The following is an 18155-nucleotide window of genomic DNA, read 5'->3' as shown; positions in this document are numbered from 1 at the left end:
TGCTTTTACACAATGAAGTGTAAGGAGACGAAGCAATGACCGACATCTTCCCCCGGTTCGCGGGCAAGACCGTGCTCGTGACGGGCGCAGGCACGGGCTTCGGCGCCGAGATCGCCGTCCGCGCCGCCCAGGAGGGCGCCAAGGTCGCCATCCACTACCGCAGCTCCAAGGCCGGCGCGGAGCACACGCTCGCCAGGGTCCGCGAGGCCGGCAGCGACGGCATCCTGGTCCAGGCCGACATCATCAGTTGGGACCAGATCAAGCGCATGGCCGACGAGGTGTGGGAGGCCTTCGGGACGCTCGACGTGCTCGTCAACAACGTGGGCGACGTCTCGAGCGAGCAGATGTCGTGGAAGGAGCTCACCCAGGAGGCCCTCGACGCGGTGATCGACGTCGACGTCAAGGGCACCCTGCTCATGACCCACGAGTTCGGCGCCCGCATGCTCGAGCAGGGCCACGGCGCGATCGTCAACGTCGGTTCGACGGTCGTCGTCAAGGGCTCGCCCCGCGCACCCCAGTACGCCGCGGCCAAGTACGCGATCCTCGGCATCACCAAGTCCTACGCGAAGGCGTTCGCCCCCGCCGTGCGCGTGAACACCTTCGCCCCCGGCTTCATGGAGACCGAGCGTCTTCTGCAGCGCGAGGACTGGAAGAGCGGCCGCCGCGAGGTGCTCATCTCGCAGACCCCGATGGGACACATCCCTCCGCCCGAGTTCGTCGCGGGCGCGTGCCTGTGGCTCGCGACCGACGAGTCGGCGCACCTCACGGGCGGCTACATGCTCGCCGACGGCGGATTCAACATGGTCGGCGCGTAGGCGCACGCCCCGGATCGAACAGGAGACATCCATGAAGCTCATCACCTTCGACGAGGGCCGCGTCGGCCGCCTCGAGCTCGAGGAGGGCGTCGTCATCGAGCTCGACGTCCCGTCCACGCGCGAGTACTTCGAACGCGAGGGCAAGGTCGGCGAGACCGGCGAGCGCCTGCGTTACGAGGACGTGCGCCTGCGCGCACCGATCCACCCCAAGAAGTTCTTCCACACCGCGGGCAACTTCATCGATCACCACAACGAGCTCACCGCAGTCGACTGGTCGCACCCGGTCCACAAGGGCATCGTCTTCTTCCAGAACCTCGACGCGATCATCGGCCCCGACGACGACATCGTCTACCCCGAGGGGCTGACCAAGGAGCTCGACTACGAGCTCGAGCTCGCGATCGTCATCGGCAAGTCGGGAAAGTTCTTCGGCCCCGAGGAGGCCGAGGACTACATCGCGGGCTTCACGGTGTTCAACGACATCACGGCGCGCGACATCCAGCGCAAGGAGATGGAGTCGGGAGTGTTCTCCTTCTCGAAGGGCATCGATACGTTCTGCCCCATCGGCCCGTGGATCGTCACGAAGGACGAGATCCCCGACATGCACAACCTCGCCATGGAGCTGCGCGTCAACGGCGAGGTCCGCCAGCAGGGCAACACCAACAAGACCCGCATCTTGTGGCCGCACCTGGTCGCGTACCACTCTCCCCAGATCTACTCCGCGGGCGACCTCATCACCACGGGCACCATCTCGGGCGTCGCGGCGGTGCAGCCCAACCCCTTCGACTTCTATCTCCAGCCCGGCGACGTCGTCGAGGCTCAGATCGAGGGCATCGGCACGCTGCGCAACAAGGTCGTCTCCTGGGAGGAGGCGCACGGCGAGCCGGCGCCGCAGAGGGTCGACTGGTGAGAGTCGCCAACCTCGACGGTCGCCTCGCCCTCATCACGGGGGACGGGGCGGCGGTCGACGTCGCCGCCGCGTCCGACGGACGCTTCGGCCCCGACCCGATGTCGGCCTTCGCCGACTGGGAGGCCTTCGTCGCCTGGGCGGAGACGCTCGGCCAGGACGATGCGGCGGCTGGGGACGATGCGGCAGCACCGGTGGATCCCGCACGCCTGGGCCCGCCGGTCCCCCGACCCGCGCAGATCTTCGCGATCGGCGTGAACTATCGCGAGCACGCGGACGAGGCCGGCTACCCGCCCGACAGCATGCCCGTGACGTTCACGAAGTTCGCGTCGAGCCTCACGGGCCCCGACGCGACGGTCGATCTGCCCGAGGGCCACGTCGACTGGGAGGTCGAGCTCGTCGTCGTGATCGGCCTGGGCGGCCACGCGATCGACCGCGACGAGGCGTGGGACCACGTCGCGGGCCTCATGGTCGGCCAGGACCTGTCCGAGCGGGTCGCCCAGCTCGAGGGCAGCAAGCCGCAGTTCTCCCTCGCGAAGTCGCATCCGGGCTTCTCCCCCACCGGGCCGTGGATCGTCACGCTCGACGAGGTGCCCGACCCGACGGATCTCGCGATCTCGTGCGCGATCGACGGGGAGACGATGCAGGACAGCAGGACGGCGCGGATGATCTACGACATCCCCGAGCTGATGGCGCGGCTGTCCGCCGTCGTCACGCTCATGCCCGGCGACCTCATCTTCTCGGGCACGCCTGCCGGCATCGGCAACAGGAGGACGCCGCCGCGCTTCCTTCGGCCCGGAGAGACGCTCACGAGCGCGATCGAGTCGGTCGGGACGATCACGACGCGCTTCCGCTGACCGCACCCGTCCCGACGGCCGAGATCCTCTCCTCCCCATGGCCGCCGGGTTCCGCGCCGGCCACTCCTGCCGGCGCGCCGAGGTCGCCGTCCGCCCGGTCAGCGGGCGGCGACCTCGCCTCGAGACTCGACGCCCAGCGCGACTGGACTCACCCGCCCTGCGCCGCTACACCGGCAGGCCCCGATACGGGACCACGTCCTTCATCACGAGGGTCGAGTCGAGCCGCTGCACACCGGGCAGCGCCGACAGCCTGGTGTCGGTGAGCTCCTGGAACGCCTGCAGGTCCCTGCACACGACGTGGAGCATGTAGTCCGGGTTGCCGAACAGCCGCTGCGCCTGCACCACCTCGGGCAAGTCCGTCAGCCGCTGCTCGAACTCGAGGAAGTCGCCGGGCACCACGCTCTGCAGCGTCACGGAGACCAGCGTCGAGAAGGTCAGGTCGACGCGCTGAGGGTCCAGCTCGGCACGGTAGCGACGGATCACGCCCGCGTCCTCGAGCGCCTTGAGCCGGCGATGGCACGGCGAGAGGCTCAGACCGACACGCTGAGCGAGCTCTGTGGCGCTGATACGCCCCTCGTTCTGCAGCGTGGCAAGAATTTCCCTGTCGATGGCATCCATAGGGCAAATTCTCTCATCTGACGCCGATCACCGCACAGAACTTGGAAGCACATTTCAGCGGATCGCGAGTAGGTTCTCTGGTGAGTCCCCAGCCGAGTTCGGAGGTCCGCAGTGCCCGCACCGTCAGTCGCCATCGTGGGAGCCGGGGCTATCGGCCTCGCGATCGGCTCGGCCTTCGCGCGGGCGGGCAGCGCGATCCTCCTGTGCGGCGGCCGCACCCCGGTCGAGAGCATCACGATCGTCGAGGACGGTGCCGCGCAGACCTGGTCAGCGACCCACGTCGACGCGCCCGCGGAGCTGGGCGACATCGACGTCATGGTGATCGCAGTCAAGGCCTACGCGACCGATGCGGTAGCCGACTGGCTCCGCGCGGGCGCCGATGCCGGCGCGACCATCCTCGTGGCCCAGAACGGAGTGGAGCAGGTCGCCCGCGTCGCGCCGCACATCGGCGATGCCGAGGCGATTCCAGCGATCGTGTATCTCAACGTCGAGAGGACCGCCCCAGGCACAGCGACGATGCGGCGCGTGGGCGAGCACGACATCGCCCTTCCCGCAGCGGGCTCGGGCGCGGCACTCGCCGAGATCCTCACCGCGGGCGGCATGCGCACGAACGCCGCCGAGGACTTCCTCGAGGTCCTGTGGACCAAGATGATGATCAACTGCGCAGGCAACAGCCTGACTGCGCTCACCCGCCGCCGCGCGCCCGTGCTGCTCGATCCCGCGATCGCCGACGTCGCGAGGCAGATCACGCGCGAGGTCGCCGCGGTCGCGCGCGCCGAGGGCGCCGACGTCTCGCCCGAGCAGGCCGACGCGGTGGTCGCGTGGCTTCAGGCCGCAGCGCCCGCCAACAACACGTCGTCGATGCGCGAGGACGTGATGGCGGGCCGCCCGATCGAGCACGACGCGCTCACCGGCGCCGTCGTCCGCGTCGCCGCCAAGCACGGCGTCGACGTTCCCGTGAACACCGTCATCCTGGCGCTCCTCGGAGCGCTCCGCCCCGAGGAGGCATGATGCGCATCTCCCAGCGCGCCCAGAACGTCGAGCCGTTCCACGCGATGGAGCTCATCGCCGCGGCGGACGAGCTCGAGCAGGCGGGCCACCACGTCGTCCGCTTCAACATCGGCGAGCCCGACTTCGGCGCGTCCGAGCCCGTCCTCAAGGCGATGATCGACACGATGGACGGCCGCCCCCTGCCCTACGGCGTGCCGACCGGCTCGCGCGCGCTGCGCGCCAGGATCGCGCAGTTCTACCGGGACCGCCACGGCGTCGACGTGGACCCCCGCCGCATCATCATCACGTCGGGAGCATCCTCCGCGCTGCTGCTCATCGCCGCGGCCACGGTGGACCCCGGCTCCGACGTCATGCTCGCCGACCCCACGTACCTGCCGAACCGCGAGCTCGTGCTCGCCTTCGGCGGCAACCTCATCGCCGTGCCCACCACGCCCGAGTCGCGCTACCAGCTGACCGCCGACATGGTGCGCGAGCACTGGACGGACGGCACCCGGGCGGTCATGATCGCGTCGCCGTCGAATCCGACCGGCACCTCGCTGCCCTCCGGTGAGCTCGCCGCGATCTGCGACATCGCGAAGGAGCGCGGCGCGTGGCGCATCGTCGACGAGATCTACCTCGACGGCGCCGATCCGCGCCCCGACGGCACGGCCCCCGAGACCGCGCTCGTGCACGACCCCGACGCGATCGTCGTGAGCAGCTTCTCCAAGTACTTCGGGATGACCGGCTGGCGGCTGGGCTGGTGCATCGTCCCCGAGGCCCTGCTCGAGTCCATGGAGGCGCTCGCCGTCGACTTCTTCCTGGGCCCGCAGGTGCCCGCGCAGCACGCCGCGCTCGCGTGCTTCGAGCCCGAGGTGCTCGCCGAGGCCGAGAAGCGCCGTCTCGACCTGCTCGAGCGCCGCGCGCTCATGCTCGAGGGCCTCGAGCGCATCGGCATTCCCGTGGACTCCGAGCCCAACGGCGCGTTCTACGCATTCCCTGACATCTCCTCGACCGGTCTCGACTCCGCGACCTTCTGCGCGCGGGCGCTCGCCGAGGCGCACGTGTCTCTGACCCCCGGGCTCGACTTCGGACCGACCCACGGCGACACGCACGTGCGGCTGTCGTATGCGGCATCGCGCGAGGACATCGTCGAGGGGATCGAGCGCCTGGGCCGCTGGCTGGAGTCCCTGCGCGCCGACTGACGCGGCCTTGAGGGCCACGCGCTGCCGACATCCTCGTCGATCGAGACTGATCGCCGCTGATTCCAGGGCGAACTCGCCGACACGCGACGGAAACACGCGATCCCCTACGTTGATCGTGTCCCCCCACGACACGACAGGGAGCGCCTGTGACCACAACGATCTTCCGCAACGGCTCGATCCTCACCGAGGACGTTCTCGACGGCGACGTCGAGGCGCCCTACGCGGCCTCGGTCGCCGTCAAGGACGGCGTGATCGTCGCGATCGGGGACGATGAGGTCGCCGCCTTCCTGGACGATGCGGACCGGGTGATCGACCTCGCAGGTCGCACCCTCATGCCTGGCTTCGTGGACGCGCACATCCACGCCTTCCAGGGCGGCCGCGAGCGCAACGCGTGCGACCTCACCGGCGAGGACACCGCGGAGGAGTGCTACACGGTCATCGCCGACTACCACGCCGCTCACCCCGACGGCTGGCTCGTCGGTGGCGGCTGGTCGATGGAGTCCTTCCCGAACGGGCTCGCGCGGCGCGAGTCCCTCGACGAGATCGTCGGCGCGCGCCCCGCGTTCCTGCCCAACAGGGACCACCACTCCGCATGGGTGAGCACCGACGCGCTGCGCCTCGCCGGGGTCGACGCCAGCACCCCTGACCCGACCGGCGGCCGCATCGAGCGCGACCCCGACGGCGAGCCCACCGGGATGCTGCACGAGCACGCGATGAAGCTGGTCGAGGCGGTCATGCCCGCGTACACGCCCGCGCAGTACGACGCCGGACTCGCGACCGCCGCCGAGTACCTCGCGTCGCTCGGCCTCGTCGGGTGGCAGGACGTCTTCCTCAAGCCCTACGACGTCGAGCCCGAGCCCCACCTCGCGTACGTGCGCGCCGACGCGTCGGGCTCCCTCACCGCCAAGGTGAGGGCGTCGCTGTGGTGGGACCCCAACGTCCAGGCCGAGGGCGTCGCGGACGAGGTCGCGCGCCTGGTCGCGATCCGGGACGAGGCCAACGCTGCGGGCACCCGGTACGGGATCCACTCGGTCAAGGTCATGGTCGACGGCGTCGCGGAGACGTACACGGCCTCGATGCTCGAGCCGTACCTCGACGGCGAGGGGAACCCGACCGGCAACCGAGGCATCCCGTTCCTCTCCCCCGAGCTGCTCACCCGGGTGACGGTCGCGCTCGACGCCGCCGGCTTCCAGGTCCACATCCACGCCCTCGGCGATCGCGCCGTGCGCGACTCCCTGGACGCCTACCAGGCCGCGCGCGAGGCGAACGGCGACCGCGACCTGCGCCACCACATCGTCCATCTGCAGTTCATCGACGAGGCCGAGATCCCGCGCTTCGGCGAGCTCGGCGTCACCGCGAACATTCAGGCGCTGTGGGCCGCGCACGACCCGCAGACCGATGCCCTCACCATGCCGTACGTCGGCGAGGAGCGGGCGGAGCGCATGTACCCGTTCGGCGAGCTGCTGCGCGCGGGCGCGCCGTTCGCGGGAGGCTCCGACTGGCCCGTCTCGACGCCCAACCCGCTCGAGGCGATCCACGTGGCCGTCAACCGCAAGGAGACGGGCGCATCGTCCGACACCGAGCCGCTCGGCAAGGACCAGGGGATCCCGCTCATTCCGATGCTGCGCGCGTACACCGCGGGCTCGACGTGGCTCAACCGGCTCGAGGGCTCCTCGGGCGCGATCCGGATCGGCGCGGCCGCCGACCTCGTGGTGCTCGACCGCGACCTGCTCGCCGCCCCGACCGAGGAGATAGGCCTGACCAAGGTCGACCACACCTTCGTCGACGGCGTCGAGGTGTTCGCGCGCGAGGCGTGAGGACGCCCGCGGCCGTTACCAAACCGTGATAAACGCGGTGAGTTTCGCTAGCATCGGAGTAGTCCACCCCAGGACTGTCGACTACTCGAAGAGGAGTGGAAGATGCTCAGGCTCACACGCGGCACGGATGAGATCGTCTCCGGCCTGCTGATCGCCTTCGTCGCAGGCCCGGTCACGTACGCGGCCATCGCCATCGTCTCGATGCTGTTCTGGCCCGACATGGTGACGATCGGCGTCGTCCTCGGCCTCGGGCTGCTCGCCGTCGGCCTGCTGAGGGCGCTCCAGGGAGCGCGACATTTCCTGCGCAACATCGAGACCGCGGCGCTCGTCGGCGCGCTCGGCACCGACGAGGTGGCCCGCCGCGACAAGTCTCACGATTGGTAGCGTCCGCACCGCTATCGCTCACATCCCCCACTCCTCGGCCGACTGAGTGGGTGAGCGCTACGCCCCGACGCAGTGGCGCCATCCAACCTCCGAGGAGAACTCCGCCATGATCGGTCTCGTATCGCGACTGAAGGTCGGCGCACGCATCACCATCGCGCTCGCCACGCTCGGCGCGCTCATGCTCGTCGTCGCCGTCACGGGAATCGTGTCGTCCCAGCAGCAGCAGGACGCGCAGCACCTGGCCAGCCTCATTCAGGGCGCGCGCGACAACGTGTCGGACATGCGCGTCTTCAACCCCGAGATCAACGGCTGGCAGGCCTACATGGGCGCCGCCGCCATGCTCGGTGAGGACCAGGGCCTCGACTCGGACAACGCGATCGGTACCCTCGCCGCGATCGCCGAGGCCCAGGCGACGATGGACCTGCTCGCCGCCACCCCGTGGGAGGGCGAGGAGATCACGGCCTTCGAGACCCTGCAGGCGGACTGGCTGACCTTCATGGACAGCTCCGACACCTTCATGGCGCTGCTCGATGAGGGCTCTCCCGAGTCCGCCGCTCAGGCCTACGCCATGCTCTACGACGAGCTGTGGACCTCGTGGGACTCGCTCGTCACCTCGACCGAGACGCTCGACACGCTGCTGAGCGACCACATCGCCACCCTGAACGCGGAGACGGACGCCGCCGCGACCACCGCGATGATCGTGCAGGCCGTCGTCACCGGTGCGGCGCTCGTGCTCGCCGCGCTGATCGCGATCGTCCTCGTGCAGTCCATCGTCCGCCCGGTGCGCACGTGCGTCACCGCGCTCGAGTCGATGGCCGACGGAGACCTCACCACGGAGACGGGCATCAACACCCGCGACGAGCTCGGGCAGATGTCCCGCGCCCTGGACACCGCACAGGCCTCGATCCGCGCGACCCTCAACGGCGTCGACCGCAATGCGACCCAGCTCGCGCTGGCGGCCGAGGACCTCGCGAACGCGTCCGACGAGGTCGCGCAGGAGTCCACCCACGCCAGCGAGCAGGCCGGCCTCGTGGCCGCGGCGTCCGACCAGGTGTCCCTCAACGTGCAGACCGTCGCCTCGGGCGCGGAGCAGATGGACGCGTCGATCCGCGAGATCTCCCAGAACGCCAACGAGGCGGCGAAGGTCGCCACGCAGGCCACCGAGGTCGTCAACGAGACCAACACGTCGGTCGCCCGCCTCGGCGACTCGAGCCGCGAGATCGGCAACGTCGTCAAGCTCATCACGCAGATCGCCGAGCAGACCAACCTGCTCGCCCTCAACGCCACGATCGAGGCCGCGCGCGCCGGCGAGGCGGGCAAGGGCTTCGCCGTCGTCGCCGGCGAGGTCAAGGACCTCGCCCAGGCCACCGCGAAGGCGACCGAGGACATCTCGAACCGCGTCGAGGCGATCCAGGCCGACACCACCGTCGCGGTCGACGCGATGGACCAGATCACCGCGATCATCGCGCAGATCGCGGACTACCAGATGACGATCGCGTCTGCTGTCGAGGAGCAGACCGCGACCACGAACGAGATGTCACGCTCGGTCGCGGACGCCGCAGGCGGATCGGGCGAGGTGTCGTCGAACATCAACAGCGTCGCCGCGGGCGTCGCGAACTCCGTCGAGGTCGTGCACCGCATGAGCGGCTCGGTCGACTCGGTCCGCACGATGGCGGTCGAGCTTCGCGTCGAGCTCGACAAGTTCACGGTCTGACCCCGGACGCATCGACGGCCGCCCTCCCCGTGCGGGGAGGGCGGCTGTCGTCGTTCGTGGCGCGGGTCAGACCGCGGGGCCCTCGCCGAGCGTCACCGTCGCCGACTCGGTCGCGCCGCTCGCGTCGGTCCAGGTGATGGTGACGGAGTCGCCGGGCTCATATCCCGAGATCGCGGTCGAGAGGTCGTCGCCGCTCGTGATCGTCGTGCCGTCGATCGCGGTGATCGTGTCGCCCGCGACCAGGCCCGCCGCCGCGGCCGCCGTGTCGTCGTAGACGTAGGCGACCTGAGCGCCGTCCGTCGTTGTCGTGGCCGTCGACTGGCCGGGTAGCGTGCCGGACGTCGTGGTGCCGGCGGAGGAGATCGCGATACCGAGGAAGGCCGGGTAGCCGATCTCGACCGTGCCCGACTCGTCACCCGCGAGGATCTGGTCGACGATCGCGAGCGCGTCGTCGATCGGGATGGCGTACGCGACCGTGGTGGCGAGGCCCGTCGAGGCTGCCGTCGTGATGCCGACGACCTCGCCCTCGTCATCGAGCAGCGCGCCGCCCGAGTCGCCCGAGACCACGTCGGCCTCGAACTCGATCATGCCGTCCAGGGTCTCGCCCTCGACCGTGTACTCCGAGGAGGTCGTCACGGTCGACTCGAGCTCGGTGACCGAGCCGTCGGCAGCCATGAGGACGCCGCCGCCCTCGGCGTTGCCGACCGCGGTCACGGCGTCGCCGACGTCGGGGTCGACGTCGTCGTCGAGGGTCGCGGTCGTGAGGCCCGAGGCCCCCTCGAGCTGAAGGACCGCCACGTCGTTCGTCGCGTCGGTGCCGACCACGGTCGCCGTGTAGGTCTCGCCGGTCGACGCGATGGTGACCTGGATCTCGGTGGAGTCCTCGATCACGTGGTTGTTGGTGAGGACCAGGCCGTCGCTCGTGAGGACGATGCCGGTGCCCGCCGCGGAGGCCTCCTCGTAGCCGAGCTCGGTCTCGATGATGACGAGCCCCACGGACTCGTCATCCGAGGCGGTGGTCGCATCCTCCTGGGTCGAGTCGGTCGTGGTCGTGCCGCTCGTGCCTCCGCCCGAGGCCGAGCCGCCGTCGCTCGGCCACTCGTACGTGTAGCCGCCGTAGGTCATGCTCCCGCCCTCGGGGTAGCCGTAGGTGGCGCCGTTCGTGCCGGAGTCGGAGGTGGAGTCCGTCGACGACGCCGCTGTCGTGCTGGAAGCGGTCGTGGACTCGAGATACGCGAGCCCCACGCCGGTGAGCGCGAGGGTCGAGACGCCCGTCAGCGCCAGGAAGCGGCCGATGCGACTGCGCCAGAAGGGCTCACGTGCCGTCGTGGTGGGCGTGGGCGTCGGCTCGGGCAGCTGCCAGTTCTCGATGGTCATCGTGTGCTCCTCAGGTTTGCTCCTGCCTCTACTTCACTCTCCGTTGCGAAGAACCGGCTTGGAGGAACCCGGGAGATTGCGCAGAGTCCCGCATCGTCCGCCTCTTGACAGGACCGGCAAGATAGGAGGTCGAGACCCCGGATACTCACGCACTCGCGGAGACGGTCGATGGGGAGGCCAATCCACGGCGCTGAGGAGGTAGGGCGTGAGCGAGTCGGAGGCACAGCGTGCGACAGAGCACGCCGACGCGACTGTCGCGCGCCTCACACAGCTCGAGATGATCCTCAAGCTCGCACCCGTGGGGATCGGCCTCGTCGACGAGCACGGGCGCACCACGATGACCAATGGCGTCCTGCACCGCATGCTCGGCTACACGACAGAGGAGTTCGAGACGCTGTCGTGGGCCGACTACACGCATCCGGACGACATCCCGATCAACGCCGAGTACTCGCGCCGTCTCGCGGCCGGCGAGATCGACCGCTTCGAGATGGAGAAACGGTTCAGGCGCAAGGACGGCGAGTGGATCTGGACCGCGCTGACCGTCTCCCTCGTGCGGAATGCTGACGGCTCCCCCGCCTACGAGATCGGCATCGCGACCGACATCACCGAACGCAAGCGCCTCGAGCACGAGCTGCGCGCAGCGGAGGAGCGCTACCGCGTGCTCGTCGAGCGGGTGCCGGCGGTCGTGTACTCGGCGGAGCCCGGCGAGTCCGGACGATGGCTCTATGTGAGCCCTCAGATCGAGGCGATGCTCGGCTTCACCGCACAAGAGTGGATGGACGACCCCACTCTGTGGCATCGCCAGGTCGATCCCGCAGCGCTGGACGGCGTGCTGGAGATCGAGGGCCGCATGGTGGAGGAGGGGCCGTCGACTGAGCGACGCGGCGCGACGTATCGCATGTTCCGCCGCGACGGGAGCGCGCTGTGGGTGCGCGACGACGCAATCGTCACGCACAACCACGCCGGCGAGCTGATCATGCAAGGAGTGCTCCTGGACGTCACTCCGGAGAAGTCCCTCGAGGCGAGGCTCGGCCACGAGGCCCACCACGACTCGCTCACCGGACTGCCCAACCGCGGTCTGTTCCGCAAGAGGGTCGACGAGGCGCTCGCGAAGTCCGTCGACGGCGACCGTGGCCCCGTGGTGCTCTTCGTCGACCTCGACAACTTCAAGAACGTCAACGACACGTTCGGGCACGCAAGCGGCGACGAGGTCATCGTCGCCGCGGCGCGCAGGATCAAGGCCTGCACCCGCGAGGACGACGTGGCCGCACGCCTGGGCGGAGACGAGTTCGCCCTCGTGCTCGGAGAGGCGAGCGCGGCCGAGGCCGCGACGCTCGCCGACAGGATCCTGGGCTCCCTCAACGGCCGGCCCATCCCCTTCACCGGCGGCACCGTCATCGTGGGCGCGAGCGTCGGCATCGCCGTCGCCGAGACCGGAGACACCGCGGAGACCCTGCTGCGCAACGCCGATCTGGCGATGTACCAGGCGAAGGCGCGCGGCCGAGGTCGCCATGCCACCTACGAGCCCGGGATGCATGAGGGAGCGGTCGAGCAATTCCGACTCGCGGAAGCGCTGCAGCGCGCCGTCGCCGCAGGCGAGATCGCTCTCGCGTTCCAGCCGATCGTGGACCTGCGGTCTGGAGAGGTCGCGGGGATCGAGGCGCTCGGACGATGGTCCGACCCCGAGCTGGGATACGTACCGCCGTCGGTCTTCATCCCGGTCGCGGAGCAGGCGGGCCTCATCCACGAGCTGGGCAAGCAGGTCGTCGTGCGCGCGTGCGCCGAGCTGGCGCGGTGGCGCGAGGACACCGGTGGCGACGCCTTCGTCACCGTCAACGTCTCCCCCCTCCAGCTCGAGGATGAGACCTTCCCCGACTTCGTCGTCATGGTCCTCCACGATCAGGGGATCGAGCCGTCCTGCCTCGTGCTCGAGGTCACCGAAGGCCTGCTCCTCGAGGAGGGCAGCCGCGCGACCTTGAGCGCGCTGCGCGCACACGGGGTGCGCGTGGCGATCGATGACTTCGGCACGGGCTACTCCTCGCTCAGCCGACTGCGCGACCTCCCGGTGGACATGATGAAGATCGACCAGGCGTTCGTGAGCCCCGTCGGCTCCGACGGAGGCGACAGTGCGTTCCTGCACGCGATCATCGGGCTCGCGAGGACGCTCGGGCTCCCGACCGTGGCCGAGGGCATCGAGTCCCCCGCTCAGCTCGAGGAGGTACGCACCGCGCAGTGCGTCTACGGCCAGGGCTACCTGCTCGCCCGGCCGGGGCCGATCGACGCGATCCCTGCAGCGCTCCCCGGATTCGCTGACGCCTCCGCGTCCGCACGCTGAGTCGACCGATCCCGCTCTCGAACGGGACGGGCCGGACTCGCCCGGGTAGCGTCATTCACGTGTGAAGACCCCTGCGAGACGCCCGGAGGAGCCATGGCCGCGCCGAGAGAAGCAATGTCGGAGACCGGACCGAACGACCGCACCTACCATCGCCTCGAGCTCGCGGCGGCGCTGCTGCTCGTGGTCGGGACCGTGACCTACCACGTGCTTGAGGACTGGGGCTGGATCGATTCCTTGTACTTCAGCACCGTGGCGCTGACGACGGTGGGCTTCGGCGATCTCGTGCCGACGCGGGACATCACGAAGCTCTTCACGGTCGTCTACCTGCTGACAGGCGTCACGATCCTCGTCTCCTACCTCAACACGCGCCTGGCGCGTCGGCACTGGCGACAGTAGGAGCGCGGCGTCGGGAGTGGGGCGGATGAGCTGGCCGATACGCCGGGTTCTGTCTCTCAGACCGGAGCCTGAGGGGCGGCCATCCATCTAGGCCCTGGATTGCTCCAGGGCTCGAGCAGCCTACCCGGGAGCATCGGGCGAGCAGCCCTCGAACGCTCCCTGTCTGGCCTTGCTTCGGGTGGGGTTTACCTTGCCGCTCCCGTCACCGGTCGCGCGGTGAGCTCTTACCTCACCCTTTCACCCTTACCCCCGCCGTGAGGCGAGGGCGGTCTTCTCTCTGTGGCACTGTCCCGCGGGTCACCCCGGGTGGCCGTTAGCCATCACCCTGCTCTGCGAAGCCCGGACGTTCCTCGGGATCCCGAAGGATCACGCGACCGCCTGGCCAACTCATCCGCGTGACCAGGATACCTGCCTGTTCGCCGCGCCCACGCTGCGAGCGCGGACGCCTTCTGACACAGCGCGAGAGCTCCGCTCGGCGTGTCGCTCGCGACACGCGGAACGCCCGCGCGCTCCTGTGTCAGAAAGCGTCCAGGGAGGCACGCCGTCGGGCTCGAGGCACTCGAGAGATGACCCGTTCCCCGGCGCTTGGCACACGGCGAAGGCGGGCCCCAAGAAGAGGAACCCGCCTTCGGGTGGAGACGGCTCAGGCGACCGCCGCGGAGGATGCCTCGGCGAGCGCCCTCTCCATGTCCTCGCGCGGCACGATCGCCTGGTGGCGGCCGGGACCGGCCTCGCGGACCGCGAGGCCGGGGATATCGACCTCGGCTGTGGTGCCGGCCGGCACCTCGAAGGAGACGATGAGCGACGCGTCGTCCAGGATCCACGAGACGTCCGCGAGGCCGTACGGAGTCACGTGCCGGGACGAGGCGTGGGTCAGCCCGCCGCCGGGACGCGGAGCGACGCGGATGCGTCGGTACCCGGGCTCGGCGGGAGCGAGCCCGCCGACCACCCGATGCATCCAGTTCGCGACCGAGCCGAGCGCGTAGTGGTTGAACGACGTCATGTCACCGGGGTTCACGGTCCCGTCGGCGAGCATCGAGTCCCACCGCTCCCAGATCGTGGTCGCCCCGCGGTCCACAGTCGACAGCCACGACGGCGCCTCGTGGCTCAGCAGCAGCGCGTACGCCTCCTCGAGGTGCCCGGTGGCGCTGAGCGCCCACGTCACGAGCGGTGTGCCCGCGAAGCCCGTGGCGACCGTGTGGCCCGACTCGCGCACCAGCTCGGCGAGCCTGTCGCCGGCCCGCGCGACCGCATCGTCCTCGAGCAGGTCGTAGGCGATCGCGAGGGCGTACGCCGTCTGGGTGTCGGCCGAGGAGTCCTGGTCCCCTGCCAGGTCCAGTCGGTACGTGGCGTTGAAGGCCTCGCGGACCTCGGCGGCCAGCAGTCCGAACCGGGCCGCATCGTCCTCGTGGCCGAGGATGCGCGCGATCTCGGCGAGCACGGCTGCCGACTTGGCGAAGTAGGCGGTCGACACGAGGTACGGGTCGGTGACGGCCTCCATGGGGTTGTCCGGCGGCGCGGTCGGGTCGAGCCAGTCGCCCAGCTGCAGGCTCCCGTTCCAGATCCGGTCCTCGCCCGCAAGCTCCTCGACATGCTCGACCCAGCCGCGCGCGCTCTCGTACTGCCGCGCGAGCAGGCCCTCGTCCCCCGACGCCTCGTACAGCGCGAACGGCACCAGAGTCGAAGCATCGCCCCAGCCCGCGATGTCCAGGTCGGGCTTCCAGAAGAAGCCGCCGGGGATCCACGGGACGTACACCGACACGGTCCCGTACCGCTCCTGCTCGGACGCCAGCGTGCGCAGCCAGTCGCCGAGCATCCCCTGCACGTCGTACAGGAACGATGCGGTGGGCGCGAAGGCCTGGATGTCCCCGGTCCAGCCCAGCCGCTCATCGCGCTGCGGGCAGTCGGTGGGGATGTCCACGAAGTTGGACCTGAGGCTCCACACGACGTTCTCGTGAAGACGGTTGAGGGCCGGATCGGAGCATTCGAACCAGCCGACGCGGTTCATGTCGGTGTGCAGGACGCGCGAGACGATGTCGGCCGGCTCGGGCTTGGCCGGCCAGCCCGTGACGTGCGCGTAGCGGTAGCCGTGGACGGTGAAGTCGGGCTCCCAGACCGCGGCCTCGCCGGCGCTGACGAACTCGTCGGTCGACGCGGCCTGGCGCAGCGGACGCGTGCACAGTGTCCCGTCCTGAAGGACCTCGGCGTGGCGGATGCGAATCTCGGCGCCCTCGGGAAGCGCGGGGATGGCGAGGCGCGGGCGGCCGGCATGGTTCTGGCCGTAGTCGAGCAGCCAGCCGTCCCCGTCGGCCGTGATGGACACGGGCTGCAGCTCCTCGGTGCACCGCACGGGCGGGCCGTCGGGGGCGGCGAGGACGGTCAGGTCGAGCTCGTGCTCGACCACGGGGCTCCAGGACGATGCGTCGAAGCCGGGCTCGCTCCAGCCGACGGGCTGGAGGCGCGCGTCGAAGCGTTCGCCGTCGTACAGCGACGCCCGCGTCAGCGGCCCCGGCGCGGAGCGCCACGTCCCGTCGGAGGAGACGACGCTCGTGCCTTCGTCGGTCTCGACGATCAGCTGGGCGAGCACGCCCACGTGGCTGCCGTAGATGTCGCGGGTGCCGCCCTCGAATCCGAAGCGGCCGCGGAACCAGCCGTCGGCCAGGGCGACGCCGAGCGCGTTGTCGCCGGGGCGCACCAGGTCGGTCACGTCGCTGACGTGCACGCGCAGGCGGTCCGCGTAGGGGGTCCAGCCGGGAAGCAGGGTGTCCTCGGTCGTGCGGCGGCCGTTGATCTCGGCGCGCACGAGCCCGTGAGCGGTCAGGTGCAGGCGCGCGGCGCGCACCTCCGACCCGGGGATGTGGAAGTCGGCGCGGAGCAGCGGCGGGGTGCGGTCGCCCTCGGCCTCCTCCTCGTAGCCGGGGCCGACGAGCCTCGCGACCCAGTCGGCGGGCGCGAGCGAGCGCTCGGCGATCGCGGGCTCGCTCCAGGCGCTCCACTCCCCTGTGGCGCCGCGCACGCGGACGCGAGCCTCCGCGTGCGTCCCCGCGGCGAGGTTCGCGCCAGGCCAAGGCACCAGCACGGACGTAGACGACTCGACGAGCACCGCGCCGTCGTCCAGACGCATGCCCCCGAGCGTGGTCACGGACCAGGCGAGCTCGTAGGCGACCTGGCGCGCCGACGGGTCTGCTCCGGTCCAGGACAGTCGCGGCCGCTCCTCGCCGAGGTCGAGGACGGGACCGTCCCGGTGCTCGAAGCGGAGCACCGGGACGGTCGAAGTCGGGCCCGACACGAGGCTCACAGGGCCTCGTTCACGGGCGCGGACTCGGAGACCGCGCCCTCGAGGGCGTCGATCGAGTCCTCCTCGTCGGCGACGCGCGGGAACTTGTCGATGACGAAGACTCCGAGCAGGCCACCCACCGCGATGCACACCGCGACGAAGATGAACAGCACGCTCGGGCTCACCGCGAGGATCGTCGGCGTCCACAGCGCGACCAGGGCCGCGACCACACGGGTGAAGAAGATCATGAAGCCCTGCGCGGTCGAGCGGTAGGTGGTGGAGATGAGCTCCTGGGCCCACACCTTGAACATCGGCTCGCCGGCGACGGCGCCAGCGATCGAGGAGAAGATGCCCATCAGCACCAGCGACCACACCTGGACGCCGAAGATCGCGGGCACGAGGCTGCCGACCGCGTACGCGACGGCCATGATCTTGAACCACCGCATGCGGTTGCTGCCGTCGACGATCCTCATGAGGAAGTAGGTCGCGACGAAGGCGATGCCGAAGGTCACGAAGCTGATCAGGGAGGCGAAGGACACGGTGGAGCCGGCGAGCGTGACGTACATGTAGGTGGTGAACTGGCCACCGGTGTTGGCGCCGATGTTGACGAGCGCGTAGAACAGCGCGACGGTGACCATGGGCCACAGGTACGGGCCCTTGACGAGCTGCTTGAGGCCACCGAGACCCAGCTCGGCGGACGGCGCGGCCGCAGCGGCCTCGTGCTGAGCGGCCCATCGGTGGGACTCGGGGAGGCTCGCGCGGAGGATGAGGACGGCGGCGGCGACGATCACGAGGTGCAGGTACAGGATCTGGCCGCCGGCCTGCCCCATGCCGCCGATGACCATGGCGAGAAGCTGCGAGGCGAGGATGCCGACCAGCCACAGGATGTGAGAGAACGAGATGAGCTTGCCGCGGTGCTCCGGCGGCGCCTCCTCGGCGATCATCGCGAGCGACGCGGGAAGGTCGGCGCCTACGGCGAAGCCGAGGAGCGCGACGCCGAGGTAGAGGATCGTCACCGACGGGGCGAGAGCCATGATGCCGGCACCGACGACGTAGAGCGACATGGTCGCGAGGAACACGCGCTTGCGTCCGTACATGTCGGCGAGGCGGCCACCGACCAGCGCACCGAGGGCCATGAGGAACGTCAGGATCGCGGACAGCTGGCCGACCTGCCCCTCCGTGATCCCCATGGGGTCCATGTACAGCACCAGAGCCGTACCCGTGGAGATGATCGCGGCGGCATCGAGGTAGGACGCCATTCCTGCGACTCCGGAGCGGTACCAGACCTTGCCCGGGATCTTGCTTGTTGATTCGGCACTCATCGTTGAATCCTCTTCCGTTGCTCCCGCTGCTCTGCGGGCCGCGCCTCGCAATTGAAGCGCTTCAAGTCCTGCATTCAACGCGACAGTCAAACCGGTTGTCAAGTCGATGTGGCACTCGCTGCACGAACTCTGAGCACGACTGTTGAA

14 protein-coding genes and 1 other RNA gene are annotated in these 18155 nt (G+C 69.8%); 10 read left to right on the top strand and 5 right to left on the bottom strand.

Annotated elements, in window-relative coordinates; translation table 11 throughout:
• Window positions 1-35 precede the first annotated feature (35 nt).
• From AOP78_RS04445 to AOP78_RS04435, 3 genes are read left to right on the top strand one after another with little or no spacing between them, the layout of a single operon-like run.
• Window positions 36-815, top strand: coding sequence for an SDR family NAD(P)-dependent oxidoreductase (locus tag AOP78_RS04445; RefSeq protein ID WP_062202018.1), 780 nt, complete (start codon window positions 36-38; stop codon window positions 813-815).
• A 31-nt stretch (window positions 816-846) separates the two neighbouring features.
• A complete protein-coding gene (locus AOP78_RS04440) occupies window positions 847-1722 on the top strand; it encodes a fumarylacetoacetate hydrolase family protein (RefSeq protein WP_062202017.1) in 876 nt (291 codons plus the stop codon).
• Window positions 1719-2576: a fumarylacetoacetate hydrolase family protein gene (locus AOP78_RS04435; RefSeq protein ID WP_062202016.1), complete on the top strand. Its 858-nt coding sequence runs from the start codon at window positions 1719-1721 to the stop codon at window positions 2574-2576. The genes AOP78_RS04440 and AOP78_RS04435 overlap by 4 nt, the downstream gene beginning before the upstream one ends.
• Before the next feature lie 165 nt (window positions 2577-2741).
• Here AOP78_RS04435 and AOP78_RS04430 read toward each other — a convergent pair whose 3' ends face one another.
• The gene (locus tag AOP78_RS04430) at window positions 2742-3194 is read right to left on the bottom strand and encodes an Lrp/AsnC family transcriptional regulator (protein ID WP_062202015.1); all 453 of its coding nucleotides are present in this window, start codon (window positions 3192-3194) and stop codon (window positions 2742-2744) included.
• A gap of 111 nt (window positions 3195-3305) precedes the next feature.
• Between AOP78_RS04430 and AOP78_RS04425 the strand changes: the two genes are divergently transcribed.
• From AOP78_RS04425 to AOP78_RS04405, 5 genes are all read left to right on the top strand, one after another.
• On the top strand, window positions 3306-4205 hold the full coding sequence (locus tag AOP78_RS04425; RefSeq protein WP_062202014.1) for a ketopantoate reductase family protein: 900 nt from the start codon (window positions 3306-3308) through the stop codon (window positions 4203-4205).
• Window positions 4202-5386: an aminotransferase class I/II-fold pyridoxal phosphate-dependent enzyme gene (locus tag AOP78_RS04420; protein WP_201774751.1), complete on the top strand. Its 1185-nt coding sequence runs from the start codon at window positions 4202-4204 to the stop codon at window positions 5384-5386. The genes AOP78_RS04425 and AOP78_RS04420 overlap by 4 nt, the downstream gene beginning before the upstream one ends.
• Before the next feature lie 146 nt (window positions 5387-5532).
• The gene (locus AOP78_RS04415) at window positions 5533-7203 is read left to right on the top strand and encodes an amidohydrolase (RefSeq protein ID WP_236685293.1); all 1671 of its coding nucleotides are present in this window, start codon (window positions 5533-5535) and stop codon (window positions 7201-7203) included.
• A 102-nt stretch (window positions 7204-7305) separates the two neighbouring features.
• Window positions 7306-7587, top strand: a complete 282-nt coding sequence (locus AOP78_RS04410; protein WP_062202012.1) for a hypothetical protein — start codon at window positions 7306-7308, stop codon at window positions 7585-7587.
• A gap of 106 nt (window positions 7588-7693) precedes the next feature.
• Window positions 7694-9301: a methyl-accepting chemotaxis protein gene (locus AOP78_RS04405; RefSeq protein ID WP_062202011.1), complete on the top strand. Its 1608-nt coding sequence runs from the start codon at window positions 7694-7696 to the stop codon at window positions 9299-9301.
• Window positions 9302-9367: 66 nt separating this feature from the next.
• Here AOP78_RS04405 and AOP78_RS04400 read toward each other — a convergent pair whose 3' ends face one another.
• Window positions 9368-10678: a S1C family serine protease gene (locus tag AOP78_RS04400; RefSeq protein WP_062202010.1), complete on the bottom strand. Its 1311-nt coding sequence runs from the start codon at window positions 10676-10678 to the stop codon at window positions 9368-9370.
• A gap of 205 nt (window positions 10679-10883) precedes the next feature.
• Here AOP78_RS04400 and AOP78_RS04395 point away from each other — a divergent pair, with 205 nt between their 5' ends.
• Together AOP78_RS04395 and AOP78_RS04390 are read left to right on the top strand one after the other, a co-directional pair.
• The gene (locus tag AOP78_RS04395; RefSeq protein ID WP_062202009.1) at window positions 10884-13013 is read left to right on the top strand and encodes a sensor domain-containing protein; all 2130 of its coding nucleotides are present in this window, start codon (window positions 10884-10886) and stop codon (window positions 13011-13013) included.
• Between the two features lie 114 nt (window positions 13014-13127).
• On the top strand, window positions 13128-13409 hold the full coding sequence (locus AOP78_RS04390; protein WP_062202008.1) for a potassium channel family protein: 282 nt from the start codon (window positions 13128-13130) through the stop codon (window positions 13407-13409).
• A 22-nt stretch (window positions 13410-13431) separates the two neighbouring features.
• On the opposite strand, the gene rnpB is transcribed toward AOP78_RS04390, so the two are convergent.
• The 3 genes from rnpB to AOP78_RS04375 all read right to left on the bottom strand — a co-directional run bounded on the left by rnpB (window position 13432) and on the right by AOP78_RS04375 (window position 18008).
• Window positions 13432-13799: RNase P RNA component class A (rnpB, locus tag AOP78_RS04385), an RNA gene on the bottom strand.
• A 253-nt stretch (window positions 13800-14052) separates the two neighbouring features.
• The gene (locus AOP78_RS04380; RefSeq protein ID WP_062202007.1) at window positions 14053-16707 is read right to left on the bottom strand and encodes an alpha-L-rhamnosidase; all 2655 of its coding nucleotides are present in this window, start codon (window positions 16705-16707) and stop codon (window positions 14053-14055) included.
• Window positions 16704-18008: an MFS transporter gene (locus AOP78_RS04375; protein WP_083979833.1), complete on the bottom strand. Its 1305-nt coding sequence runs from the start codon at window positions 18006-18008 to the stop codon at window positions 16704-16706. The genes AOP78_RS04380 and AOP78_RS04375 overlap by 4 nt, the downstream gene beginning before the upstream one ends.
• Window positions 18009-18155: the final 147 nt, after the last annotated feature.

The organism is Demequina salsinemoris (assembly GCF_000974805.1).
GTDB classification, from domain to species: domain Bacteria; phylum Actinomycetota; class Actinomycetes; order Actinomycetales; family Demequinaceae; genus Demequina; species Demequina salsinemoris.
Note: the sequence above shows the minus strand (reverse complement) of the source record. Positions and strands in the feature narration are given on the sequence as shown.